We start from the raw sequence: 22445 nt of genomic DNA, 5'->3' as shown, positions 1-22445 counted from the left end.
TTGTACGGGGATCAGGCACAAGGATCGACCTCGTCGGACGCGCTCGCCACGTGACTGTTGATTTTTGAGACGAACGGTCTATTATTCGCACATGGACGTTCGAACCGACCCGCCTCGCCGTCGCGGCAGGCCACCGAAACAGCACGAGGACCTCGTCGCCACGCGGGACATGCTGCTGCGCACCGGGCTGGAAGTGCTCACCGAGAAAGGCTTTTCGGCCAGCGGGCTCGACGAGATCCTCGGTCGCGCCGGCGTGCCCAAGGGCTCCTTCTATCACTACTTCGACAGCAAGGAAGCGTTCGGTCTCGAACTGATCGACCACTATGCCGACTTCTTCGCGCGCAAGCTGGACCGTTATTTCAGCGACCCGGCACGTTCGCCGCTGCAGCGCGTGCACGCGTTCGTCGACGATGCCCGGGACGCCATGGCCCGCTACGCCTACAGCCGCGGCTGCCTGATCGGCAACCTCGGGCAGGAAATGTGCGCGCTGCCCGAAAGTTTCCGCGCACGCCTGCGCACTACGTTCGAGGACTGGCAACGCCGCCTCGCCGAATGCCTGGCCGCCGCGCAGCAAGCCGGCGAACTGGCCGGTTCGGCCAATCCCGCCGAGTTGGCCGCATTCTTCTGGATCGGCTGGGAAGGCGCCGTGCTGCGCGCGAAGCTGGAGCGCAGCGACGGGCCACTGACGCTGTTCGCGCAGTTTTTCTTCAATGGGCTGCCGCGCCGCTGAATTTTTTTGCCATTAACTAGACGATCGGTCTAAAAAGGAGAACACATGTTTCAAGGCATCGTGATCGACAGGCATGAAACCGGCCAGCAGGCCCGGCTCCAGACGCTGGACGACGCGCAGTTGCCTGCGGGCAACGTGACGGTACGCGTGGGCTATTCGACGCTGAACTACAAGGACGGGCTCGCGATCACCGGCAAGAGCCCGGTGGTCCGCACGTTCCCGATGGTGCCCGGCATCGATCTCGTTGGCGAAGTCGAAGCGAGCACGCACCCGGACTATCGCCCCGGCGACCAGGTCGTGCTCAACGGCTGGGGCGTCGGCGAAACGCACTGGGGCGGCCTCGCGCAGAAGGCCCGCGTCGACGGCGACTGGCTGGTGCCGCTGCCGTCCGCCTTTTCGCCGCAACAGGCGATGGCCATCGGCACGGCAGGCTACACGGCGATGCTGTGCGTGATGGCGCTGGAGCGGCACGGCGTGCGCCCGGACGACGGCGAGATCGTGGTGACCGGCGCGGCCGGCGGGGTGGGCAGCGTCGCCACGGCGATCCTCGCGAAGCTCGGATACCGCGTCGTCGCGGTGACGGGCCGCCCCGCCGATGCCGACTACCTGCGGCAGCTCGGCGCGGCGGAGATCCTGGAGCGGTCGCAGTTCAGCGAGCCCGGCCGGCCGCTGGGCAAGGAACGTTGGGCCGGCGCGGTCGACGTGGCGGGCAGCCACGTGCTCGCCAACGTGTGCGCGACCACGCGCTATCGCGGCGTCGTGACGGCCTGCGGCCTGGCCGCCGGCATGGATTTCCCCGCGACCGTGATGCCGTTCATCCTGCGCGGCGTCACGCTCGTCGGGATCGACAGCGTCATGTGCCCGCGCGCCGACCGCCTGGAGGCGTGGCGCCGGCTCGCGTCCGATCTCGACGTCGACAAGCTGGGCGCGATCGGTCATCAGGTCGGCCTGAGTGACGTCATCCCGCTTGCCGGGGAATTGATCAAGGGCAAGGTTCGCGGGCGTATCGTCGTCGACGTCAACGCGTGACGCCGCTGACGACCACCGGCGTATCTTTTTTACGCCGGCGGCTCGCGCATCGAGCACGCCCACGCCACGTTATCCAGGAGACCTCATGACCGCCCCGCATACCGCCCCCGTCAGCCGCTTCCCCGTGCCCGCGCTCGCCGACTTGCCCGACGACATTCGCGAACGCATCGCGGCCGTTCAGGAAAAGTCGGGCTTCATCCCGAACGTGTTCCTGACACTCGCGCATCGCCCCGACGAGTTTCGCGCGTTCATGGCTTACCACGACGCGCTGATGGACAAGCCGGGCAACCTGAGCAAGGCCGAGCGCGAGATGATCGTCGTGGCCACCAGCAGCGTGAACCAGTGCCAGTACTGCGTGATCGCGCACGGTGCGATCTTGCGCATTCGCGCGAAGGATCCGTTGATCGCCGACCAGGTCGCGACCAACTATCGCAAGGCCGACATCACCGCCCGGCAGAAGGCGATGCTCGACTTCGCGATGAAGGTGTCGCAGGCCGCGCATCAGGTCGGCGAAGCGGATTTCGACGCGCTCAAGTCGCATGGGTTCGTCGAAGAAGACGTGTGGGACATCATGGCGATCTCGGCATTCTTCGGCATGTCCAACCGCATCGCGAACGTGACGAACATGCGGCCGAATGCGGAGTTCTACGCGCTGGGGCGTTGAGCACCTTCACCGTTCGGCGGCACGGACGGGGGATGCGGCGACTCGTCGCGCGCACCGATTGACGTCACGACAGCGCCCGTCGATCGCCTCGGCACGGCCGGCCGATGTCGGCGCACAGGTACCCGCGCCGGCATCGGTCAGTTACTCACGCACACCAGGCCGCAGCGCCAATGTCAGCGCTCACTCCAGCCCCTTCAGCGCCTCGAGCCCGTCCGGCAGCTTCGCATCCGGAAACTGCGTCGACAGCGACGTGTCGCGCCACCGCGCGGCCTCTTCCGCGCGCTGCTTCTCCGCCTGCTCGCACACGAACAGCGCGTCGCCGCCGAGCAGCAAACGCATCGGCACATCGTCACGGCGCGACAACTCGACGATCAGCGCCGCGATTCGCGCCGGATCGCCGACTTCGTGGCCGCCGTACGCACCGAGCAGGTCGAGAATCTTCCCGACCGACGGTTGATAGTCGGGCAGCAAATCGTCGATGCCGCGCTTCGCCTGCGCGGCCCAGTCGGTGCGCATTCCGCCCGGTTCGAGCGTGCAGACACGCACGCCGAACGGCGCGACTTCCTTCGACAGCACGTCGCTGAACCCGCCGACCGCCCACTTCGCGGCCTGATACGCGGACAGGCCCGCCGTCGACGAGCGTCCGCCCACCGACGACACCTGGAAGATGTGCCCCGCACGCTGCGCGCGCATTGTCGGCAGCACCGCCCGCGTCAGGTTGATCACGCCGAACAGGTTCGTTTCGATCTGGTCGCGGAAATCATCGGCGCCCATCTGCTCGAACGGCACGGTATGACCGTACCCCGCGTTGTTCACCAGCACGTCGATGCGGCCGAACGCGTCGCGTGCCGCCGCGACGGCCTGTGCGGCCGCCGCTTCATCGGTGACGTCGAGCGCGACCGGCAGCAGACGGTCGCCGTAACGCTCGGCCAGATCGGCCAGCCGCGCGGTATCGCGTGCGCCGGCCACCAGCCGGTCGCCCGCCGCCAGCACGGCTTCCGAAATCGCTCGCCCCAGGCCGCGCGCGGCCCCTGTTACCAGCCAGACTTTCGACATTTTCCACTCCTTGATCGTGGTGAAACCACAAAAATGAATGATTACTCACTCATTAATAACGACGACGTGCCGGTCGTTCATGACCGCCATCGCCCTGCCTGAAACCCGCCGCCCGTCATCGCCGCGGCGCGTGAACGTGAAACCGCCCACGCCGCCTCGACGGCAACCCTTGCCTTACACCGCGTGCAACACGGCCCACAACGCGCGAAACCCGGCTTCGCGATACGCGTCGGCCCGCGCCGGATCGCGCGCGATCGACTCCATCGCCGTTTCCGCGATCGACGTAAACAACGCTGCGCAGAACGCATACGCTTCGTCGGGTTTCAGCGCGCCCGACGCGGCGACCAGCTCGCGCAGCAGCACATTGATGCCGCCGAAGCCTTCGGCGCCGGCCGCGCGATGCGCGTCGTCGATGCGCCCGCTCACGTTGAGTTGCTGCAGCGCGCGCCGCCCGTCCGGATCCGCAACGCCCCACGACACATAACCGTTCCACGCATGCCGCACGGCCTGCTCGACCGGCGCGTGTTCCGGAAACCCGGCCATCATCGCTTCGCGCATCCCGGCCTTCAGGCTCAGATACAGCGCGTTCAGCAACGCATCCTTGGTCTCGAAGTACGTGAACACCGTGCCTTCCGCCACGCCGGCGAGCCGCGCGATGCGCGCGGTCGTCGCGGTCGCGCCGTCCTCCGCGAGCGCGCGGGCAGCCGCGGCGAGGATGGCTTCGTGCTTGTCGGGACTGCGCGGTCGGGCCACGTCGGCTCCTTTAATGAGTGAGCGCTCAATCATAATGACGCGACGATGCGATTGCAAGCCCTGTTACAACCGGGGGAACCGCTCCACAATTCGTCAAAACCGTGCACTATTAGCGTTTTCACGTACTGGTGCGTTCACGTATCGGCGCCCGGTGCTTCGACGTTCGTTTCACGTTCACCGTTTCACACCGCGAACTTCCCATGACGAATCAGCCTACCCAGACCGCGTCCGACCGGCCCGTCGACATGATCATCTTCGGCGGCGGCGGCGACCTCGCCGCCCGCAAGCTGTTGCCCGCGCTGTACATGGCGCACCTGCACTGCAATCTTCCGCCCGAGACGCGCATCATCGCGGTCGGCCGCCGCGACTGGGGCATCGACGGCTATCGCAAGTTCATGGACGAGCAGTCGCGCCCGTTCATCGACGAAAAGGCGTTCGACGCCGCGGCATGGAGCCGCTTCCTCGACCTCTTCAAGTACGTGCTGATCGACGTGAACGTGCCGGACGACTACCTGCGCCTCGCCGAAGCCGCGCGCGGCGACGCGATCCGCGTGTTCTACCTGTCGACGTCGCCGGAGCTGTTCACCACCATCTGCGACAACCTGTCGGCCGCGCATCTCGTCGACAGGCACTCGCGCGTCGTCCTCGAAAAGCCGCTCGGCCACGATCTCGCGTCCGCGCAGGCGATCAACGATGCGGTCGGCAAGCACTTCGAGGAATCGCAGATCTATCGGATCGATCACTATCTCGGCAAGGAAACCGTGCAGAACCTGATGGTGCTGCGCTTCGGCAACCCGATCTTCGGGCCGCTGTGGCAGGCGCCGAGCATCCGCAGCGTGCAGATCACGGTGGCGGAGACGGTGGGCGTCGGCAGCCGCGCGGGCTTCTACGACCATACCGGCGCGCTGCGTGACATGGTGCAGAACCACCTGCTGCAATTGCTGTGCATCGTCGCGATGGAGCCGCCCGTGTCGCTCGACCCGGACGCGGTGCGCGACGAGAAGCTGAAGGTGCTGCGCTCGCTGCGGCCGATGGCGCTGTCGGACGTCGCGCGCGACACGGTACGCGGCCAGTACACGGCCGGCGCGGTCGACGGCCAGCCGGTCAAGGGCTATCTCGAGGAAGACAACGTGCCGGCGGACAGCCGCGCGGAAACCTTCGTCGCGCTGCGCGCGCACATCAACAACTGGCGCTGGGCGAACGTGCCGTTCTTCCTGCGCACCGGCAAGCGGCTGCAGCGCCGCCAGTCGGAAATCGTGATCGAGTTCGCGGACATGCCGTTCTCGATCATCCCGACCGGCCCGCGCCACTACAGCAACCGCCTCGTGATCCAGCTCCAGCCGGAAGAGTCGATCCAGTTGCAGATGCTCGCGAAGGAACCGGGCAGCGGGATGAACATGGTGCCGGTGAGCCTGAACCTCGATCTGCAGCAGGCGATTCCGGAGCGGCGCGCGGAAGCGTACGAGCGTTTGCTGATCGACGTGATCCGCGGCCGCCTCACGCACTTCATGCGCCGCGACGAGCTCGAAGCCGCCTGGTCGTGGGTCGAGCCGATCCTCGACGGCTGGAAGCAGCTCGGCGACCGGCCGCGCCTGTACACGGCCGGCACGTTCGGGCCCGCGGCTTCGTCGGCGCTGCTCGCGCGCGACGGGATGTCGTGGGCCGAAGAGGCGTAACCGTCGCACGACGGCGATCCGGCGGTCGGCACGCCGGATCGCGCGCTGAGTCAAACGGGAGCGCGGCCCGCCGCGTCGCCCGTGCCGCCTACCGCGGCGCCATCCACGCCGCAGCCTTGCGCCGTCCCGGCGCCTCACCGCCGCCACTACCGCCCAGCGCGTCGATCAGATAGTCGACGAACGACGCGATCCGCGACGAGATCGCGGTATTGCGGTAGTACACCGCATGGATCGGCTGCTCGACCTCGAGCGTCTGGCGCGCGAGCACCTGCACGAGCCGCCCGGCCTCGCGATCCTGCGCGGTCATGAAATCCGACAGGCAGACCACGCCCGCGCCGTCGAGCGCGAGTTGCCGAAGCGTCTCGCCGCTGGACGACCGGATATCCGGCTCGATGCGGCACGGTTCGCCGTCGGTGCCGAGGATCGGCCACACGTTCAGCGATTCGGGCTGCGTGAAGCCGAGCAGCGTGTGCCGGCCCAGATCCTCCACCTTGCGCGGCTGGCCGTGCGCCGCCACATACGCGGGGCTCGCGAGCATCCGAATCCGGCTGCTGCCGATGCGCCGGCTGTGCAGCGTCGAATCCTTCAGCCGGCCGATCCGGAACGCGACGTCGGTACGCCGCTCCAGCAAATCGATGATGCCCTCGTTGCTGTTCAGCTCCAGTTCGACCTGGGGAAAGCGCTCGCGATAGCCGCGCACGAGCGGCACGATCACGTGCAGCATGAACGGCGTCGCGGCGTCCACGCGCAGCCGCCCCGACGGCATTTCGCGCCGCGCCAGCATCTGCTCCTCCGCCGTCTCGACCGATTCGATGATCGCGCGCGCGTCCTGCAGGAATGCGCGCCCTTCCTCCGTCAGTTCGAGCCGGCGCGTGGTCCGGCGCAGCAGCGTGGTCTTCAGCTTCTCCTCGAGCCGCCCGAGCGTGCGGCTCGTCGCCGATACCGTGAGGTCGAGCTGCTGCGCGGCCGCGGTGATCGAACCGGAATCGACCACGGCGGCAAAGGCCTGGAGTTCGTCGAGCGTGATCTTCATCGCGTGATTCTTGATCTCAAGTCAAAACAATTTGGTTTATAGACGCGTTTTTCAGCAAAAGTAAAGGCGGCACACTGCGCTCCATCCTCATCGGACCCGGAGCACCCGTCATGCCACCCGCCCTGCTTGCGCCGACGATCGGCGCATTTGCCCTCGGTATCACCGAATTCGACTTCCACCGGCTCGAACGCAGCCTGCGCGCGATCTGAACGGAGCCCGACCATGTCCACTTCACTTGCCGCCCTCGACAAACTCGCCGACGGCGGCTTCAGCATCGGCCTCGAACTGCCGCTCGACAACGACTGGTCGCCGGCCGGCGACGCGAAGCGCCAGCATGACGGCCGCCGCCCCGGCGTGCCCGATCTCGCCTCTCACGCGACGCTCGCGCAACTGGCCGACACGCTCGGCTTCCGCGCGCTCTGGGTGCGCGACGTGCCGGTGTACGACCCGTCGTTCGGCGACGCCGCGCAGGTGTTCGAGACCTTCTCGTACCTCGGCTACCTCGCCGGCATCACGCGCGACATCCTGCTCGGCACGGCGGCCGTCGTGCTGCCGCTGCGCGAGCCGCTGCTGACGCTGAAATCGGCGGCGACGATCCAGGAACTGAGCGGCGGCCGCCTGCTGCTCGGCGTCGCGAGCGGCGACCGGCCGGTCGAATATCCGCTGTTCGGCCGCGACTTCGCATCGCGCGGCGCGAACTTCCGCGACCAGATCGCGCTGCTGCGCGACGGCGCGCGCGGGCACCTGCCGACCGGCCTCGACGTGCTGCCCGCCGTCCGCTCGCCGCTGCCGCTGCTCGTCGCGGGGCTTGCGCAGCAAACGCCCGCATGGATCAGCGAGCACATGGACGGCTGCCTCGCGTATCCGGGCACGCCGGCCGACCACGCGCAGCGCGCCGCGAACTGGCGCGCGGTGGCCGGCGACAAGCCGTACGTGAGCTTCATCCACCTCGACCTCGCGGACGATCCGCACGCGCCGCTGCAGCGGCACCGCTTCGGCGCGCGCGCGGGACGCGTCGCGCTGACCGAAGAACTGGCGGCGATGCGCGACGCGGGCGTGCGTCATATCGGCCTGCATCTGCGCCGCAACCGTCGCCCGCTCGACGAGACGCTGGCCGAGATCGCCGCGGACGTACTGCCGGTGTTCCACGCCGACGCAAACGCACGGACGCACGCCGCGTAGCCCCCGCCGAAGCCGCTTCCGATACTTGATTTCAGATCAAATATTTTTGACCGGAAACGGCGTTTATTTCACGAATCGAAAACGCCAGAATGACTTCCCTATCGAACCCGTTTCACCTTTCCAGGAGCATGTGATGAGCACGATTCCCGCCTTCGGCCTCGGTACGTTCCGCCTGCAAGGCCAGACCGTGATCGACTCGGTCCGCAACGGCCTCGAAGTCGGTTACCGCGCGATCGACACCGCGCAGATCTACGGCAACGAAGCCGAAGTCGGCGCAGCGATCGCCGCGTCGGGCATGCGCCGCGACGACCTGTTCGTCACGACCAAGATCTGGGTCGACAACTACGCGCCGGACAAGCTCGTGCCGAGCCTCGAAGAAAGCCTGCGCAAGCTGCGCACCGACTATGTCGACCTGACGCTGATCCACTGGCCGGCCCCCGACAACGGCGTCGCGCTCGACACGTTCATGACCGCGCTCGCCGATGCACAGGCGCAGGGCCTCACGCGCCGGATCGGCATCTCGAACTTCAACATCGCACTGACGAAGCAGGCGATCGCGGCCGTCGGCAAGGACGCGATCGCGACGAACCAGATCGAGCTGAGCCCGTACCTGCAGAACCGCAAGCTCGTCGAATTCCTGAACGCTGAAGGCATCCACGTGACGTCGTACATGACGCTCGCATACGGCAAGGTGCTCGGCGATCCGGTGATCGGCGCGATCGCACGGCGTCACGACGCGACGCCCGCCCAGGTCGCGCTCGCGTGGGCGTTGCAGCTCGGCTACTCGGTGATTCCGTCGTCGACGAAGCGCGAGAACCTCGCGAGCAACCTGCTCGCGCAGACGCTGCGCCTGACCGACGAAGACATGGCGCAGATCGCCGCGCTCGAACGCAACGGCCGCGAAGTCGACCCGGCCGGCCTCGCGCCGACGTGGGACTAAGCGCACCGCGCGCTCTTTTCCATCCGATTCGCCGCGGCCCGAAAACCGCGGCACCGACAGGACTTCATCATGACCCATGACCCGCTTTTCCAACCGCTGCGACTCGGCGCGCTGACGCTGTCGAACCGCATCGTGATGCCGCCGATGACGCGCTCGCGCGCCAGCCAGCCCGGCGACGAAGCCAATGAACTGATGGCCGTGTATTACGCGCAGCGCGCGAGCGCCGGCCTGATCGTCAGCGAAGGCACGTACATCGCGCCGCTCGGCAAGGGCTACGCGTGGACGCCCGGCATTCATACGCCGTCGCAGGTCGCCGGCTGGCGCAAGGTGACCGACGCCGTGCATGCCGCGCACGGCCGGATCTTCGCGCAGCTGTGGCACGTCGGCCGGCTGAGCCACACGAGCCTGCTCGGCGGCCGGCAGCCGGTGTCGTCGTCGCCGCTGCAGGCGCAAGGCGTGAACGTGTTCGTCGCCGGCGAAGACGGCAGCACGCCGGGCTTCGTGCAGGCGTCCGAGCCGCGCGCGCTGACGATCGACGAAATCCGCGAGATCGTCGACCAGTACCGCGCCGCCGCACGCCACGCGATCGACGCCGGCTTCGACGGCGTCGAGCTGCACGGCGCGAACGGCTATCTCGTGAACCAGTTCATCGACTCGAATGCGAACACGCGCACCGACGCGTACGGCGGCTCGCTCGAAAACCGGCTGCGCTTCCTGCGCGAAGTCGCGCAGGCGCTGATCGAAGGCACCGGCGACGCCTCGCGCGTCGGCATCCGCCTCGCGCCGCTGACGACGCTGAACGGCTGCGTCGACGACGATCCGGAAACGACCTATCTCGCCGCCGCGACACTGCTCGGCGAACTCGGCGTCGGCTACCTGCACATCGCGGAAGCCGACTGGGACGACGCACCGTTGATGCCGGTCGAGTTCAAGCAGCGACTGCGCGCCGCGTTCCCGGGCGTGCTGATCTATGCCGGCGCGTACACCGCCGAGCGCGCGCGCGACGCGATCGCCGCCGGCTGGGCCGACCTCGTCGCGTTCGGCCGCCCGTTCGTCGCGAACCCCGACCTGCCCGAGCGCCTGCGCACCGGCGCGGCGCTCGCAGCACACGACCGCAATACGCTGTTCGGCGGCGGCGAGCGCGGCCTGACCGACTACCCGACGCTCGCGCAGGCCGCGGCCTGAGCCGGCTTGCCCGACACGGCGCATGAGCGTCACGCGCCGTTCCCGGGCGCGTTTCAGCACCGCGCTGCTGGGCAACCTGTAGCGGGATATTCCGCACGATGAACCGCTGGCCCGGGGCGGCGCGGCATGGGAAAGCGGCATCCGCTGCTTCGACGCCGCGCATGCGCCCGCATGCGACCTGATCGCGACCCCGCTCGCCGCAGCCGGCAACGCGTTTTCGCAAAACGAGCGCACATACGGCGAAACCGACGCACATGCGAACGCGATGGCCGACATGTTCAGCGCCTGTCTCGACCATCTCGTGCACAATCGAGGCCGGCGCGACGACGAGAATCGCACCCGCCCGACGGCGGTCTCGTCCGAATGCAGGTTGTGCGCCGCAACGCCTCCCGTCACCGGCTCCCGTTTTCACAGGCCTGCACGGTCGCGATGAAAGTATTTTGTAATTCCGGATGCACCACCCGCTTGCCCCCGCCCCGTCGACCCCGCATTCAAATAATCGCCTTAACGGATTCCAACTAGGCGTATACACGTGTGTCCTCGCGACGAAGCCCCGTTGCACGCCGATATAAGCGTTCAGACATGCGCTGCATGCTCTTCCCCCAATGGGACGTGATGGGCGGTTCGCCTAACCTTCGCTACGGCAAAGCACACGTGACGGGGTCGACACCACAACGCGTCGCACGACGCGACACCCTCGCGATCGCTTCGATTCGCCCGTAACGACACGGATCACGCGTCATTCGTCCCCCGACGTTGCCGAACAATCCCAACTAGATACGAGACACCCTGACGACGGTTCGCTACAGACCGTTTCAGCATGCTGATAAAGGAGCAAGCTCATGAGTGATACCCCGGTGCAGCCGACGGTCGGCGTCGGCGCGGAAGAAACTGACTTTGGCACCAAGGGAGTCATCGACCGGTATTTCGGCATTTCGTCGCGCGGCAGCACGCAGCGCACCGAGATCGTCGCCGGCATCACCACCTTCCTCGCGATGGTCTATTCCGTGTTCGTCGTGCCCGGCATGTTCGGCAAGGCCGGCTTCGACACGAGCGCCGTGTTCGTCGCGGTGTGCCTGACGACCGCGTTCGGTTCGCTGCTGATGGGCCTGTGGGCGAAGCTGCCGATCGCGATCGGCTGCGCGATCTCGCTGACCGCGTTCACCGCGTTCGGCCTCGTGCTCGGCAAGGGGCTGCATCCAACCGTCGCGCTCGGCGCCGTGTTCCTGATGGGCCTCGTGTTCACCGGCATTTCGGTCACGGGCGTGCGTTCGTGGATCCTGCGCAACCTGCCCGCGGGCGTCGCGCACGGCACCGGGATCGGCATCGGCCTGTTCCTGCTGCTGATCGCGTCGAACGACGTCGGCCTCGTGATCAAGAATCCGGGCGCCGGCCTGCCGGTCTCGCTCGGCCAGATCACCGCCTTCCCGGTCATCATGTCGGTCGTCGGCCTCGCGGCGATCTTCGGCCTCGAAAAACGTCGCGTGCCGGGCGGCATCCTGCTCGTCGTGATCGCGATCTCGGTGTTCGGCCTGATCTTCGATCCGGGCGTGAAGTATCACGGCATCTTCGCGCTGCCGTCGCTGAGCGCACCGGGCCATGCGTCGCTGATCGGCGCGATGGACATCAAGGGCGCGCTGTCGATGGCCGTGCTGCCGAGCGTGCTCGCGCTGGTGATGACGGCCGTGTTCGACGCGACCGGCACGATTCGCGCGGTCGCCGGCCAGGCCGGCCAGCTCGACGAGAACGGCCGCATCATCAACGGCGGCCGCGCGCTGACCGCCGATTCGATCAGCTCGATCTTCTCCGGCTTCCTCGGCGGCGCGCCGGCGGCAGCCTACATCGAGTCGAGCGTCGGCGTGGCCGCCGGCGCGAAGACGGGCCTCGCGGCCGCCGTGGTCGGCCTGCTGTTCCTCGTCGTGATGTTCTTCTCGCCGCTCGCGGGCCTCGTGCCGTCGTACGCGACCGCACCGGCGCTGATGTACGTCGGGCTGCTGATGCTCGGCAGCGTGAGCAAGCTGCACATGGACGACATGGTCGACGCGATGTCGGGCCTCGTCTGCGCGGTGTTCATCGTGCTGACCGCGAACATCGTGACCGGCATCATGCTCGGCTTCTCGACGCTCGTGATCGGCCGCGTCGCCAGCGGCGAATTCCGCAAGCTCAACGTCGGCACCGTGCTCATCGCGGCCGTGCTCGTCACGTTCTATCTCGGCGGCTGGGCGATCTGAGAACGAATCGTGCGCGACGTCGCCGGCAGAAGGACGGCGCGCATCGGGACGACATCGTCTCCTCCACCATCATCGTTGATGGTCTCCAGGCCTGGGAACGCAAGTTTCCAGGCTTTTTTTGTCGAAGCGGCGCCCGTCGTACAAACGCCGCCGCGCGCATCCGCCGCCGGTGCTACGATCGCACGTTGCCTTCAGGAGCCCCCATGAACGCGCTCGGCATCGTCTCCGAATCGGGCACGCGGACCTCGGCGCGCAAGCCGCCGTTCATCCCGTCGTTCGGCTTCCACGAAGTGCATGAATCGAAGCCGATCGACGCCGCCCCGGCACGCATCCTCGACACGGTCGCCGCGCTCGACATGCGCACGGACCCGGTCGTCGATGCGCTGCTCAACGTTCGCGAATTCCCCGCGGCCGTCGCCGCATCGCTGCGCCATGGCGCCACGCGCGGCGCACGCGAGCGCTTCGGCCTCCATGCGTTCACGCCGCTGCAGCGCGACGACCGGTCGCTGTCGCTCGGCCTCGTCGGCCGCTTCTGGCGCCCGGACCTCGGCGTGCTGACGATCGACGACGCGGCGGCCTTCGTACGACACGACGATCCGCGCGACGCGAAGCTGGTGCTGCGCTTCGAGGTGGTCGGGCTCGCGTCGGGGGCGCACCTGCTGCGCACCGAAACCTTCGTGCATTGCCCGAACGCCCGCACGCGGCTGCTGTTCATCCCGTACTGGCTCGCGATCCGGATGGCGAGCGGCTGGATTCGGCGCCGCACGCTCGCGGCGGTGGAGACAGCGCTCGCCTAACAACCCGGCTCGCGCCGGCCAGCGCATCAAAACGGCTTGATCACGACCAGCCCGACGACGATCGCCGTCGCGGCCACGACCGCACCCGCCGCGTACTCGAGCCACGACGCCGGCACGACGACGAGATCGTCGCGTTCCATGCGCCGCAGCGTGCCGGCCAGCAACCCGTGCAGCACCGACAGCGCGGCCACCACCACGAACTTCACCGACAGCCACGCCGCGCCGAACCAGTGACCGTTCAGCGCAAGCGCGATGCCCGCGATCCAGACGAGCGCGAGCGCGGGCGCCGTCACCGTGCGATCCCAGCGACGCACCGCGCGATGCACGGCGAGGTTCGCGATACGCACGCCGACGGCCAGCATCAACAGGCCGCCGACGAACGTGACGACGGCCGCGACGTGAACGGCCTTGATCCAGAGGTAGATCATCGCGCGTGCCGCCTGCGCGCGATCCATCCGGCGCTCGTCAGGCCGACGAACGGCACGACGGCCGCCAGCACGAGCCGCGCGACTTCGGCCTTGCGCCACAGCCCGCTCGACGCGGTGCCGACGACCGCCCACACGTACATCGCGAACGCGATGCCGTGCACCGGCCCCATGATCGATACCGCGGCCGGATAGCCGGCCAGGTGCTTGAGCGGCACGGCGACGCACACGAGCACGACGAGCGTGGTCGCCTCCAGCAACGACAGGTATTGCAGGTTCCGCAGCGCATCGCGATCGTCTTGTTGCATCGGCAGCCTCCAGTCGGGTCGGCTGCGATTGTCGCGTGTGGTGCCGTTCCGGACCATTGGCTAAAATGACATCTTTCAACGGATTCTGGCCAAGCCGCCGAACGCCATGCATACGGTCGCCGTTCTCGCCCTGCCCGATGTCGTCCCGTTCGATCTGGGCATGGCATGCGACACGTTCGCACGCGTGCGTTCGCCCGACGTCGCGCAGCCGTATCGCGTGCGCGTGTGCAGCGAACACGCGCGGGTCGCGGGCGACCTGTTCGAATTGCGGCCTCCGTTTCGCCTCGATGCGTTCGCCGACGCCGATACGATCGTCGTTCCCGGCACGTCGGTGCCGCTCGCGCCCACGTCGCGCCACGTGACGGCCGCATTGCGCACGGCGGCCGCGCGCGGCTGCCGGATCGCGTCGATCTGCACCGGCGCGTTCGTGCTCGCGGAAGCCGGGCTGCTCGACGGCCTGCGCGCAACCACGCACTGGCTCGCGGCCGCCGAACTCGCGCGCCGCCATCCGCGCGTGACGGTCGATCCGAACGTGCTGTTCGTCGACAACGGGCAGATACTGACGTCGGCCGGCGCGGCGGCCGGCCTCGATCTGTGCCTGCACATGATCCAGGCCGACTACGGTGCGGCGGTCGCCGTCGACGCCGCCCGCTGCGCGGTGGCGCCGCGCGTCCGCGAAGGCGGGCAGGCGCAGTTCATCGCACCGGAATGGCCGGGCGGCAGCGACGGCCTGCAGGACCTGATGGACTGGCTGCAGGCCAACCTGCGCAAGCCGCTCACGCTCGACGCGATGGCCCGCCGCGCATCGACGAGCGTGCGCACGCTGACGCGGCGCTTCCACGAGCAGACGGGCACGTCGCCGCGGCAATGGCTGCAGACCGCGCGCGTCAGGCATGCGCAGCAGTTGCTGGAGGTCACGGAGCTGTCGATCGAGCGTGTCGCGACGGAGGCCGGCTTCGGCTCGGTCACCGCGTTTCGCGAGCGTTTCGCGCGTATCGTCGGTACGTCGCCGCAGCGGTATCGTCACACCTTCCGCGCACGGTCCGGCTCGTGACGATCGCCTCGTCGCCGGCCACCGCGCGCCGGCTCGCGATACGTCCACGCAGCGGCGCACAACCCTGCGCACGCAACCGTCAGGATCGCTACAGAATGCCGCCCCACCCCGCCGCCCGCCACCGTATCGCGCCAACCGGACCCGACCGATGACCCGCATCCGCAATCCCCTGAACATTGCGCAGCTCCAGGCGTTCGTCTCCGCCGCGCATCACAAGAGCCTGCGCGCCGCCGCGCGCGAACTCGGCGTCACGCAGCCCGCGATCACGCATACGATCCGCGAACTCGAAACGGCGCTCAACGCGGAACTGCTCGCGCGCAGCGTGCGCGGCGTCGAGCTGACCGCATGCGGCCAGGCGCTGCTGCCGCGCGCCGAGCAACTGCTCGGCGACATCCGCCGCACGGTCGAGGCCGTCGAGCACGTGAAAGGCGAGATGTCGGGGCGCGTCGCGGTCGGCACGATGCCGTCGATCGCGCTGACCGCCCTGCCGCGCGCGGTGACGGCCTTCCGCCAGTCGATGCCGAACGTGAGCCTGCATCTCGAGGAAGTGACGGTGCCCGACGCCCTCGCGCAGTTGCGCAACGGCACGCTCGACATCGCTGCGATGCACCATGTGCCCGCGCTCGATCGCGATTTCACGCAATCGCCGCTGCTGTCGACCGAATTCACGGTCGTGATGCGTGAAGGTCATCCGCTCGCGCGTGCACGCCGGTTAGAGGAATTGCTCGATGCCGAGTGGATCGTCACCGTCGGCGCCGAGCAGTTTCCGCACAGTGTGATGGTCGGAATGTTCGAGGCGCACGGGCTGCCGCTGCCCAAACGTTTGCTGCGCTCGCCGATGTCGTTCGCGGTGACGCTCGGGCTCGTCGCGCGCTCGGACGTGATCGGCTGCTTCACGCGCCCGCTCGCCGCGGTGGTCGCGCCGCTCGGCATCCGCACGGCCGACCTCGACGAAAGCATGCCGCGCTTCGACCTGTCGATCATCGCGCGGCGCGATCTGCTGCCGACGCCCGCCGTCACGCAGTTCGTCACGTGCCTGCGGCGTGCAGTCAACGAAACGCTCGGTTGAATCGTTCCTGTGTGTGAAACGGTGGCGCCCGTTGCGCGCCGCCGCCGGGCCCGGTATCGGGGCTTGTCCTAGGCGCCCTGCCGGTATTTTGTCTTGATAATCTTGCGCACGTCGCGCGCCCGCATCGGGTGGGCGAAACGGACAGCCCGACGCGAAGCCGCGCCGGGCCGAAGGCTTACGGCGCGGCACAACCGCGCACCCATCGAACAAAACGAGGAGTCACCGAGTGAAAAAGATTCTTGCGGCTGTGACCGTGGCCCTGCTCGCCGTATCGGCCGGCAGCGCGTACGCGAAGGACTGGACGACCGTGCGGTTCGGCGTCGACGCAAGCTACCCGCCTTTCGAATCGAAAGGCGCTGACGGCAAGGTTGTCGGTTTCGACGTCGACCTCGGCAACGAAATCTGCCGCCGCATGAACGCGAAGTGCGTGTGGATCGAAAACGACTTCGACGGGATGATTCCGGCCCTGAAGGCCCGCAAGTTCGACGGCGTGCTGTCGTCGATGTCGATGACGCCGGCGCGTCAGGAACAGATCGCGTTCTCCGCGAAGCTGTTCAACACGCCGACGCGCCTCGTCACGAAGAAGGGCGCCGGCCTGATGCCGACGGCCGAATCGCTGAAGGGCAAGTCGGTCGGCGTCGAGCAGGGCACGATCCAGGAAACCTATGCGAAGACGTACTGGGCGTCGAAGGGCGTGAACGTCGTGCCTTACCAGAACCAGGACCAGGTCTACGCCGACCTGATCTCCGGCCGTCTGGACGGCGCGCTGCAGGACGCGGTGCAGGCCGAGATCGGCTTCCTGAAGACCCCGCGCGGCGCGAACTTCGATTTCGCCGGCAAGGACATCGACGATCCGAAGACGCTCGGCAACGGCGCCGGTATCGGTCTGCGCAAGGAAGACACCGACCTGAAGGCGAAGATCGACGGCGCGATCGCCGGCATGCGCAAGGACGGCACGTACGACAAGATCGCGAAGAAATACTTCGATTTCGACGTGTACGGCAAGTAATCCGCGAGGCGGGCACCCGCCCCGCCTCCCCCCGAACGGGCGCCGCGAGGCGCCCGTTTTTTTTGCGCGCGCGCCGCCGGAAGCATTATTTTTTCCGCGCCAAGCTAATGATTCTCAACGAAATTCTGCACGTTCTGGCGCCGGTTTGATGGCGGCGAGGAAGGCAACGTACAATCGATCCTCCACGCACACCGGATCATTCGCGGCTGCGCCGCACTCCCCCATCATGCAAACGCAGACCCATCCGCTGATTTCCCCCGCCGTCGGTACCGAGCGCCACATCACGAGCTTTCACTACGGCCCGCGCGGTGGCAAGAAGGTCTACATCCAGTCGTCGCTGCACGCGGACGAGCTGCCCGGCATGCTGGTCGCCACCCTGCTGCGTCGCAAGATCGCCGCGCTCGAGACGGCCGGCAAGCTGCGCGGCGAAATCGTCATCGTGCCCGTGCCGAACCCGATCGGCCTGTCGCAGCACGTGTTCGGCGATCATCTCGGCCGCTTCGAGCTCGGCTCGATGCAGAACTTCAACCGCAATTTCTACGATCTCGCGGCGCTCGTGCTGCCGCGCGTCGAAAGCCGCCTCACGCACGACGCGCAGCACAACCTCGTCGCCGTACGCACCGCGATGCGCGAAGCGCTCGACGAGCAGATGCCGCGCACCGAACTCGACTCGCAGCGCCTCGCGCTGCAGAAGCTGTCGTTCGACGCCGATATCGTGCTCGACCTGCACTGCGACAGCGATGCGGTGATGCACCTCTACACGAATCCCGATCTGTGGCCCGACGTCGAGCCGCTCGCGCGCTATCTCGACGCGCAGGCGTCGCTGCTCGCGCTGAATTCGGTCGGCAATCCGTTCGACGAGATCCACAGCTTCTGCTGGTCGGATCTGCGCAACCGCTTCGGCGACCGCTTCCCGATCCCGAACGGCGCGATTTCCGTCACGGTCGAACTGCGCAGCGAGCGCGACGTGTCGTACGAATTCGCCGAAAAGGATGCGCAGGCGATCGTCGAATACCTGACCGAGCGAGGCATCGTCGACGGCACGCCTGCGCCGCTGCCGCCGCTCGCGCATCCGGCCACGCCGCTCGCGGGCACCGATCCGCTCGTCGCGCCCGTGTCGGGCGTGATCGTGTTCCGTACGCCGGTGGGCGTGATGATCGAGGCCGGCCAGGCCGTGGCCGACATCGTCGATCCGCTGACCGATCGCGTCGTCACGCTGAAGAGCAGCGTGTCGGGCGTGCTGTACGCGCGCCAGATCGTGCGCTTCGCGACGGCCGGCATGGAAGTCGCCCGGATCGCCGGCGCGACCGCGATCCGCACGGGCTCGCTGCTGTCGGCCTGAACGGCCGGCCCGCGCGCCGGGTCGCGCCGCGCTTGCAAACCCGCGCGCCCCAACGAAATCGCCCGCTTGCGCGGGCGATTTGCTTTCCGGATCGTTGCTTGGCGGCTAGCCGGCAATCGGCGGGCCGCTTCGGGAAGACGTTCAGAACGCCGGCACGATCGCGCCGCCGAACTTCTGATCGATGAACTTGCGCACGTCGTCCGATTCATAGGCCGCGACGAGCTTCTTCACCCACGGCTTGTCCTTGTCCTGCGCGCGTACCGCGATCAGGTTCGCGTACGGCCCGCGCAGATCCTCGATCGCGATCGCATCCTTCACCGGCGTGAGCCCGGCCTTCACCGCGTAGTCGGTGTTGATCGACGCGGCATCCAGATCGGGCAGCGCACGCGGCAGTTGCGCGGCGTCGAGCTCGACGATCTTGATCTTCTTCGGGTTCTCGACGACGTCGAGCGGCGTCGCGTTCGCGCCGTTCGTGCCGGCGCCCGCCTTCAGCTTGATCACGCCGTATTTCTGCAACAGCAGCAGCGCGCGGTTGCCGTTCGACGGATCGTTCTGGATCCCGACCTTCGCACCCGTCGGCAGGTCCTTCAGCGACTTGAGCTTCTTCGAATAGAAGCCCATTGGCGCCGTGTACGTGAGCCCGACGTTGACGATCTTGTAGCCGCGTTGCTTGATCTGGCTGTCGAGGAACGGCTGGTGCTGGAAGCCGTTCGCGTCGAGATCGCCGGAATCGAGCGCCGCGTTCGGCTGCACGTAGTCGTTGAATTCGATGACCTTGATCGCGAGACCGTTGCGCGCGGCGACCTTCGTCACCTCGGTCCAGATCTGCGCGTCCGGCCCGCTCATCGTGCCGATCTTCAGCGTTTGGGGGTCGGCGTGCGCGCCGGGCGCCGCGAAGGCCAGCGCCGCGGCAAGGGCGCCGAGGCCGGTCAGGAATGAACGTCGCATGGTGTCCTCTCGTCCCGTGTCGTTTGTTGGAGCACGGATCGTGGCACGGGGCCGGAACGCCGCCAACCAAGCTTATTTCATGTGCATATTCCCGATACGGATCGATTCTCAGCCGAATTCGGTATAACTCCCGGCAACGCAACCGGGCAGAATTCAGGGCCTGCTTGCACAGGGAACGGACAGGCGCACGTTCCGTAGGCAAGCAGGCCCAATGTCGTATCGGCGCCACACATTCTTCATATGACAGTCGCTGTCATATTCATTACGTGGCCCCTCGATAAAGTTGCCGCCGGTCCGTGAAAGCGCCCGTAGAGAGCGCCGGAACCGCAACTGGACACGCCATTCATTCGCTCGGAGAATCCTTTGAACAAGAAACTGTTGACCATCGCCGCCCTGGCAGCAACGGCCGGCACGGCACACGCACAAAGCAGCGTCACGCTGTACGGCGTCATCGATGCCGGTATCAGCTACGTGAACCACAGCAAGACCGCCAACGGCGGCACGGGCAAGCTGTTCAAGTACGACGACGGCGTCGCCCAGGGCAGCCGTTGGGGCCTGCGCGGCACCGAAGACCTCGGCGGCGGCCTGAAGGCGATCTTCGTGCTCGAAAACGGCTTCAACAGCGGTAACGGCACGATCGGTCAGGGCGGCGCGATCTTCGGTCGCCAGGCTTACGTCGGCCTGAGCCAGTCGCAATACGGCACGGTCACGTTCGGCCGCCAGTATTCGTTCTCGACCGACATCCTCGGCTCGAACTACTCGACGGGCGGCAACACGGTCGCGGGTAACTACGCGTACCACGTGAACGACATCGACCAGCTCACGTCGAGCCGCATCAACAACGCGGTGAAGTTCCAGAGCGCGAACTACTCGGGCTTCACGTTCGGCGCGTTGTACGGCTTCTCGAACTCGACGGACTTCGCCGGCGCACCCGCGACGACGACGGGCACGACGACGACGGCAGGCTCGTCGCGCGCCTACAGCTTCGGCCTGAACTACGCGAACGGCCCGTTCTCGCTCGGCGCCGCTTACACGGACATCCGCTTCCCGAGCCAGTCGACGCCGGCATTCTCGACGACGATCGCGAACCTGAGCACGGGCAACGTGCGCGACCTGCGCACGTACGGCGTGGGCGGCCGCTACGTCTGGGGCCCGGCAACGGCATGGCTGCTGTGGACGCGTACGCAGTTCTCGACCGTTTCGGGCGCGGGCGGCACGTTCTACAACGCGTACGAAGCAGGCGCGAAGTACGCGTTCACCCCGGCGCTGTCGGGCGGCGTCGGCTACACGTACACGAACGCGACGCAGAACGGCAACTCGTGGCACTGGAACCAGGTCAACGGTATCGCCGACTACGCACTCAGCAAGCGTACGGACGTGTACGGCCTGGTCGTGTACCAGCAGGCTTCGGGCAAGGGCGTGCAAGCGCAGATCGGCTCGAGCACGAGCTACTTCAACACGTCGGGTACCGGTTCGAAGAACCAGATCGCCGCACGTATCGGTATCCGTCACAAGTTCTAAAGCATCCGCTTAACTCGCGGATCACGACGGCAAGAAGCGCCCCGCTCCATGCGGGGCGCTTTTTTATGTGCTTTTAAGTTTCGCTTAATTCTGGGCTGAGAGGATGCTCTCACCCCCCCTGTTGGCCGCCTGAGCATCGGCGGCTTTTTTTTTAAATGCCGACGGCGCCGCCATCGATTGCCCGGAAGAGAGAATCGGAGGCCATGATGATCGAAGATACCGTTTTCAGCCATCTGCACGCGATTCTCACGTGCCAACACTCGATGCCGGTCCAGAGCTGCCGCGTATCGGTCGAAATGCAGCGCCCGTGGGGGCGGCCGTATCGTCTCGTCGAATGGACGATGCATCTCGATGCACCCGCGCGGCGCCAGATCGTGCCGGCCGAATCGACCGACGAAGAGATCGCCGAAGTCGTCGCGTCGCACGTGCCGGGCCGGCTTTACGGCGACGGCCGGCTGCAGTTCTGAACGCATTCCCGCGCCACCCGCTTCCCGCCTTCCGCCCGCGCCGCACGCTTCGTGCGGCAGTCGGTCTCGTTTGATGCAGCAGCGAAACCTGCTACGCTTCGCGTTTTCGTCCACGCAACACACGATGGAAAACGCATTCAACGAACGCGGCGTGATGATCACGCGCAACGGCCTGTCGGTCGCGGGGCAAGTATTCGCGCTGCGCGACATCCGCCAGGTCGATGTCGTCAAGATTCCGAAGAACCGTCTCGTGCCGTCGCTGATCTCGCTGATCGGCGTGGCCGCCGCCGTCGCGGGCGGCATTGCTTCGTCGAGCGCCGCGATCGTCGTCGGCGTGATGCTCGCCGTCGTCGGCTATCTCGCGTGGACCACGCAGGACGTCACCTATCGCCTGATGGTCGAGATGCCCGACGGCAAGCGCGAAGCGCTGTCGAGCGTCGATGTCGAATTCGTCGAACGCGTCGCGCAGGTCGTGCGCGATGCACGGGCCGCAACGACGACCGGCTGATTCCGTTCGGCCCCTGCACGCTTCGATACTCCACGCGCGGTTCGCTGTGCCCGCCCGCGCCGCGATGCATTGCTTGACGCGGCAACGGCATCGCCGCCTGCCTCGCCGGATCACGTTCCCTCTCTGCCTCCCCCGCATCATCCCTGCGCAGCGTACGTCGACCGCCTAGTATGGAAAGAGCGGCGTGGCGCCGCATCGTCCGAGGAGGCCAGCATGAACGTCCAGACGCTGTCCGGCACGCTTCGCGCGCAGGAACTGCTGATCGTGTCGATGATCCGCGCGCTTCCCCCTGACACGCGCCGCGCGCTCGTCGATCTCTACACCGATCAGATCAAGTTCGCCGAAGAGGCCGGCCTCGACGGCCACGGCGATCGCGCGACGCACGATGCGTTCATCGCGCATGCGCGCAACCTGCTGATCCGCATCGAAGCGCTCGCGTAGCCCGGCCCGCGTTTTTCCCGTATATCCCGCCGCGGCTCGCCGGAGCCGCGCCCGCGAGCGCTCGCCCGCACGAGCCG

At 67.2% G+C, this 22445-nt stretch carries 23 protein-coding genes; 17 read left to right on the top strand and 6 right to left on the bottom strand.

Translation table 11 applies throughout. The features are described 5' to 3' along the window. The first annotated feature begins 91 nt into the window (after positions 1-91). The 3 genes from acuR to HWX08_RS26205 all read left to right on the top strand — a co-directional run bounded on the left by acuR (position 92) and on the right by HWX08_RS26205 (position 2423). The gene (gene acuR / locus HWX08_RS26215) at positions 92-730 is read left to right on the top strand and encodes an acrylate utilization transcriptional regulator AcuR (protein ID WP_174921625.1); all 639 of its coding nucleotides are present in this window, start codon (positions 92-94) and stop codon (positions 728-730) included. A gap of 45 nt (positions 731-775) precedes the next feature. Next, a complete protein-coding gene (gene acuI, locus HWX08_RS26210) occupies positions 776-1759 on the top strand; it encodes an acrylyl-CoA reductase (NADPH) (protein ID WP_174921626.1) in 984 nt (327 codons plus the stop codon). Between the two features lie 85 nt (positions 1760-1844). Then, a complete protein-coding gene (locus HWX08_RS26205) occupies positions 1845-2423 on the top strand; it encodes a peroxidase-related enzyme (RefSeq protein WP_174921627.1) in 579 nt (192 codons plus the stop codon). Between the two features lie 180 nt (positions 2424-2603). Here the strand turns inward: HWX08_RS26205 and HWX08_RS26200 are convergent, their stop codons facing one another. Both HWX08_RS26200 and HWX08_RS26195 read right to left on the bottom strand, forming a co-directional pair. Next, a complete protein-coding gene (locus tag HWX08_RS26200; RefSeq protein ID WP_069260848.1) occupies positions 2604-3479 on the bottom strand; it encodes an SDR family NAD(P)-dependent oxidoreductase in 876 nt (291 codons plus the stop codon). Between the two features lie 174 nt (positions 3480-3653). Continuing rightward, a complete protein-coding gene (locus HWX08_RS26195) occupies positions 3654-4232 on the bottom strand; it encodes a TetR family transcriptional regulator (RefSeq protein WP_174921628.1) in 579 nt (192 codons plus the stop codon). A gap of 200 nt (positions 4233-4432) precedes the next feature. Between HWX08_RS26195 and zwf the strand changes: the two genes are divergently transcribed. After that, a complete protein-coding gene (gene zwf / locus HWX08_RS26190; RefSeq protein ID WP_069260850.1) occupies positions 4433-5908 on the top strand; it encodes a glucose-6-phosphate dehydrogenase in 1476 nt (491 codons plus the stop codon). 88 nt (positions 5909-5996) lie between these two features. Here the strand turns inward: zwf and HWX08_RS26185 are convergent, their stop codons facing one another. Further along, positions 5997-6941 carry a LysR family transcriptional regulator gene (locus tag HWX08_RS26185; protein WP_069260851.1) on the bottom strand — a complete coding sequence of 315 codons (945 nt, stop codon included), beginning with the start codon at positions 6939-6941 and terminating at the stop codon, positions 5997-5999. A gap of 222 nt (positions 6942-7163) precedes the next feature. Here HWX08_RS26185 and HWX08_RS26180 point away from each other — a divergent pair, with 222 nt between their 5' ends. From HWX08_RS26180 to HWX08_RS26155, 5 genes are all read left to right on the top strand, one after another. Further along, entirely contained in the window at positions 7164-8123 is a 960-nt protein-coding gene (locus HWX08_RS26180; protein ID WP_174921629.1) for a TIGR03571 family LLM class oxidoreductase, read from the top strand. 133 nt (positions 8124-8256) lie between these two features. Continuing rightward, a complete protein-coding gene (dkgB, locus tag HWX08_RS26175) occupies positions 8257-9063 on the top strand; it encodes a 2,5-didehydrogluconate reductase DkgB (RefSeq protein WP_174921630.1) in 807 nt (268 codons plus the stop codon). Between the two features lie 69 nt (positions 9064-9132). After that, positions 9133-10248 (top strand): alkene reductase, encoded by a 1116-nt coding sequence (locus HWX08_RS26170; protein ID WP_174921631.1) that lies wholly within the window; start codon positions 9133-9135, stop codon positions 10246-10248. A gap of 842 nt (positions 10249-11090) precedes the next feature. Continuing rightward, positions 11091-12479 (top strand): NCS2 family permease, encoded by a 1389-nt coding sequence (locus tag HWX08_RS26160; protein ID WP_069260855.1) that lies wholly within the window; start codon positions 11091-11093, stop codon positions 12477-12479. Between the two features lie 203 nt (positions 12480-12682). Then, on the top strand, positions 12683-13276 hold the full coding sequence (locus HWX08_RS26155) for a hypothetical protein (protein WP_174921632.1): 594 nt from the start codon (positions 12683-12685) through the stop codon (positions 13274-13276). Positions 13277-13302: 26 nt separating this feature from the next. On the opposite strand, the gene HWX08_RS26150 is transcribed toward HWX08_RS26155, so the two are convergent. Further along, positions 13303-13704 carry a CopD family protein gene (locus tag HWX08_RS26150; protein WP_174921646.1) on the bottom strand — a complete coding sequence of 134 codons (402 nt, stop codon included), beginning with the start codon at positions 13702-13704 and terminating at the stop codon, positions 13303-13305. After that, a complete protein-coding gene (locus HWX08_RS26145) occupies positions 13701-14009 on the bottom strand; it encodes a DUF3817 domain-containing protein (RefSeq protein WP_069260857.1) in 309 nt (102 codons plus the stop codon). Before HWX08_RS26145 ends, HWX08_RS26150 begins: the two co-directional genes overlap by 4 nt. Positions 14010-14115: 106 nt before the next feature. Between HWX08_RS26145 and HWX08_RS26140 the strand changes: the two genes are divergently transcribed. The 4 genes from HWX08_RS26140 (at position 14116) to HWX08_RS26125 (ending at position 18483) form a co-directional block, all read left to right on the top strand. Continuing rightward, entirely contained in the window at positions 14116-15063 is a 948-nt protein-coding gene (locus HWX08_RS26140) for a GlxA family transcriptional regulator (RefSeq protein ID WP_069260858.1), read from the top strand. A 148-nt stretch (positions 15064-15211) separates the two neighbouring features. Next, positions 15212-16132 (top strand): LysR family transcriptional regulator, encoded by a 921-nt coding sequence (locus HWX08_RS26135; RefSeq protein ID WP_174921633.1) that lies wholly within the window; start codon positions 15212-15214, stop codon positions 16130-16132. 226 nt (positions 16133-16358) lie between these two features. Then, a complete protein-coding gene (locus tag HWX08_RS26130) occupies positions 16359-17141 on the top strand; it encodes an ABC transporter substrate-binding protein (protein ID WP_069260860.1) in 783 nt (260 codons plus the stop codon). Between the two features lie 226 nt (positions 17142-17367). Then, positions 17368-18483 carry a succinylglutamate desuccinylase/aspartoacylase family protein gene (locus HWX08_RS26125; RefSeq protein ID WP_174921634.1) on the top strand — a complete coding sequence of 372 codons (1116 nt, stop codon included), beginning with the start codon at positions 17368-17370 and terminating at the stop codon, positions 18481-18483. A gap of 141 nt (positions 18484-18624) precedes the next feature. Here HWX08_RS26125 and HWX08_RS26120 read toward each other — a convergent pair whose 3' ends face one another. After that, the gene (locus tag HWX08_RS26120; RefSeq protein ID WP_174921635.1) at positions 18625-19431 is read right to left on the bottom strand and encodes a MetQ/NlpA family ABC transporter substrate-binding protein; all 807 of its coding nucleotides are present in this window, start codon (positions 19429-19431) and stop codon (positions 18625-18627) included. A gap of 363 nt (positions 19432-19794) precedes the next feature. On the opposite strand from HWX08_RS26120, the gene HWX08_RS26115 reads away from it, so the two are divergent. The 4 genes from HWX08_RS26115 (at position 19795) to HWX08_RS26100 (ending at position 22368) form a co-directional block, all read left to right on the top strand. Next, on the top strand, positions 19795-20952 hold the full coding sequence (locus HWX08_RS26115) for a porin (protein ID WP_069260863.1): 1158 nt from the start codon (positions 19795-19797) through the stop codon (positions 20950-20952). A 206-nt stretch (positions 20953-21158) separates the two neighbouring features. Then, positions 21159-21419 carry a DUF2866 domain-containing protein gene (locus tag HWX08_RS26110; RefSeq protein ID WP_011353838.1) on the top strand — a complete coding sequence of 87 codons (261 nt, stop codon included), beginning with the start codon at positions 21159-21161 and terminating at the stop codon, positions 21417-21419. Positions 21420-21543: 124 nt separating this feature from the next. Then, positions 21544-21927 carry a DUF6232 family protein gene (locus tag HWX08_RS26105; RefSeq protein WP_069261247.1) on the top strand — a complete coding sequence of 128 codons (384 nt, stop codon included), beginning with the start codon at positions 21544-21546 and terminating at the stop codon, positions 21925-21927. A gap of 213 nt (positions 21928-22140) precedes the next feature. Next, entirely contained in the window at positions 22141-22368 is a 228-nt protein-coding gene (locus tag HWX08_RS26100) for a hypothetical protein (protein ID WP_174921636.1), read from the top strand. Positions 22369-22445 lie beyond the last annotated feature (77 nt).

The organism is Burkholderia metallica, assembly GCF_902832845.1.
GTDB lineage: Bacteria > Pseudomonadota > Gammaproteobacteria > Burkholderiales > Burkholderiaceae > Burkholderia > Burkholderia metallica.
The sequence above is the reverse complement of the archived record's forward strand: the minus strand, read 5'-3'. Positions and strand labels throughout refer to the sequence as shown.

Excerpts from the sequence above, each read along its gene's own strand:
- HWX08_RS26120 (WP_174921635.1), bottom strand. The coding sequence starts at position 19,431 with ATGCGACGTTCATTCCTGACCGGCCTCGGCGCCCTTGCCGCGGCGCTG.
- HWX08_RS26180 (WP_174921629.1), top strand. The coding sequence starts at position 7,164 with ATGTCCACTTCACTTGCCGCCCTCGACAAACTCGCCGACGGCGGCTTC.
- acuR (WP_174921625.1), top strand. The coding sequence starts at position 92 with ATGGACGTTCGAACCGACCCGCCTCGCCGTCGCGGCAGGCCACCGAAA.
- HWX08_RS26205 (WP_174921627.1), top strand. The coding sequence starts at position 1,845 with ATGACCGCCCCGCATACCGCCCCCGTCAGCCGCTTCCCCGTGCCCGCG.
- HWX08_RS26100 (WP_174921636.1), top strand. The coding sequence starts at position 22,141 with ATGAACGTCCAGACGCTGTCCGGCACGCTTCGCGCGCAGGAACTGCTG.
- acuI (WP_174921626.1), top strand. The coding sequence starts at position 776 with ATGTTTCAAGGCATCGTGATCGACAGGCATGAAACCGGCCAGCAGGCC.
- HWX08_RS26150 (WP_174921646.1), bottom strand. The coding sequence starts at position 13,704 with ATGATCTACCTCTGGATCAAGGCCGTTCACGTCGCGGCCGTCGTCACG.
- HWX08_RS26135 (WP_174921633.1), top strand. The coding sequence starts at position 15,212 with ATGACCCGCATCCGCAATCCCCTGAACATTGCGCAGCTCCAGGCGTTC.
- HWX08_RS26160 (WP_069260855.1), top strand. The coding sequence starts at position 11,091 with ATGAGTGATACCCCGGTGCAGCCGACGGTCGGCGTCGGCGCGGAAGAA.
- dkgB (WP_174921630.1), top strand. The coding sequence starts at position 8,257 with ATGAGCACGATTCCCGCCTTCGGCCTCGGTACGTTCCGCCTGCAAGGC.
- HWX08_RS26110 (WP_011353838.1), top strand. The coding sequence starts at position 21,159 with ATGATCGAAGATACCGTTTTCAGCCATCTGCACGCGATTCTCACGTGC.
- HWX08_RS26125 (WP_174921634.1), top strand. The coding sequence starts at position 17,368 with ATGCAAACGCAGACCCATCCGCTGATTTCCCCCGCCGTCGGTACCGAG.
- zwf (WP_069260850.1), top strand. The coding sequence starts at position 4,433 with ATGACGAATCAGCCTACCCAGACCGCGTCCGACCGGCCCGTCGACATG.
- HWX08_RS26170 (WP_174921631.1), top strand. The coding sequence starts at position 9,133 with ATGACCCATGACCCGCTTTTCCAACCGCTGCGACTCGGCGCGCTGACG.
- HWX08_RS26200 (WP_069260848.1), bottom strand. The coding sequence starts at position 3,479 with ATGTCGAAAGTCTGGCTGGTAACAGGGGCCGCGCGCGGCCTGGGGCGA.
- HWX08_RS26140 (WP_069260858.1), top strand. The coding sequence starts at position 14,116 with ATGCATACGGTCGCCGTTCTCGCCCTGCCCGATGTCGTCCCGTTCGAT.
- HWX08_RS26105 (WP_069261247.1), top strand. The coding sequence starts at position 21,544 with ATGGAAAACGCATTCAACGAACGCGGCGTGATGATCACGCGCAACGGC.
- HWX08_RS26185 (WP_069260851.1), bottom strand. The coding sequence starts at position 6,941 with ATGAAGATCACGCTCGACGAACTCCAGGCCTTTGCCGCCGTGGTCGAT.
- HWX08_RS26145 (WP_069260857.1), bottom strand. The coding sequence starts at position 14,009 with ATGCAACAAGACGATCGCGATGCGCTGCGGAACCTGCAATACCTGTCG.
- HWX08_RS26155 (WP_174921632.1), top strand. The coding sequence starts at position 12,683 with ATGAACGCGCTCGGCATCGTCTCCGAATCGGGCACGCGGACCTCGGCG.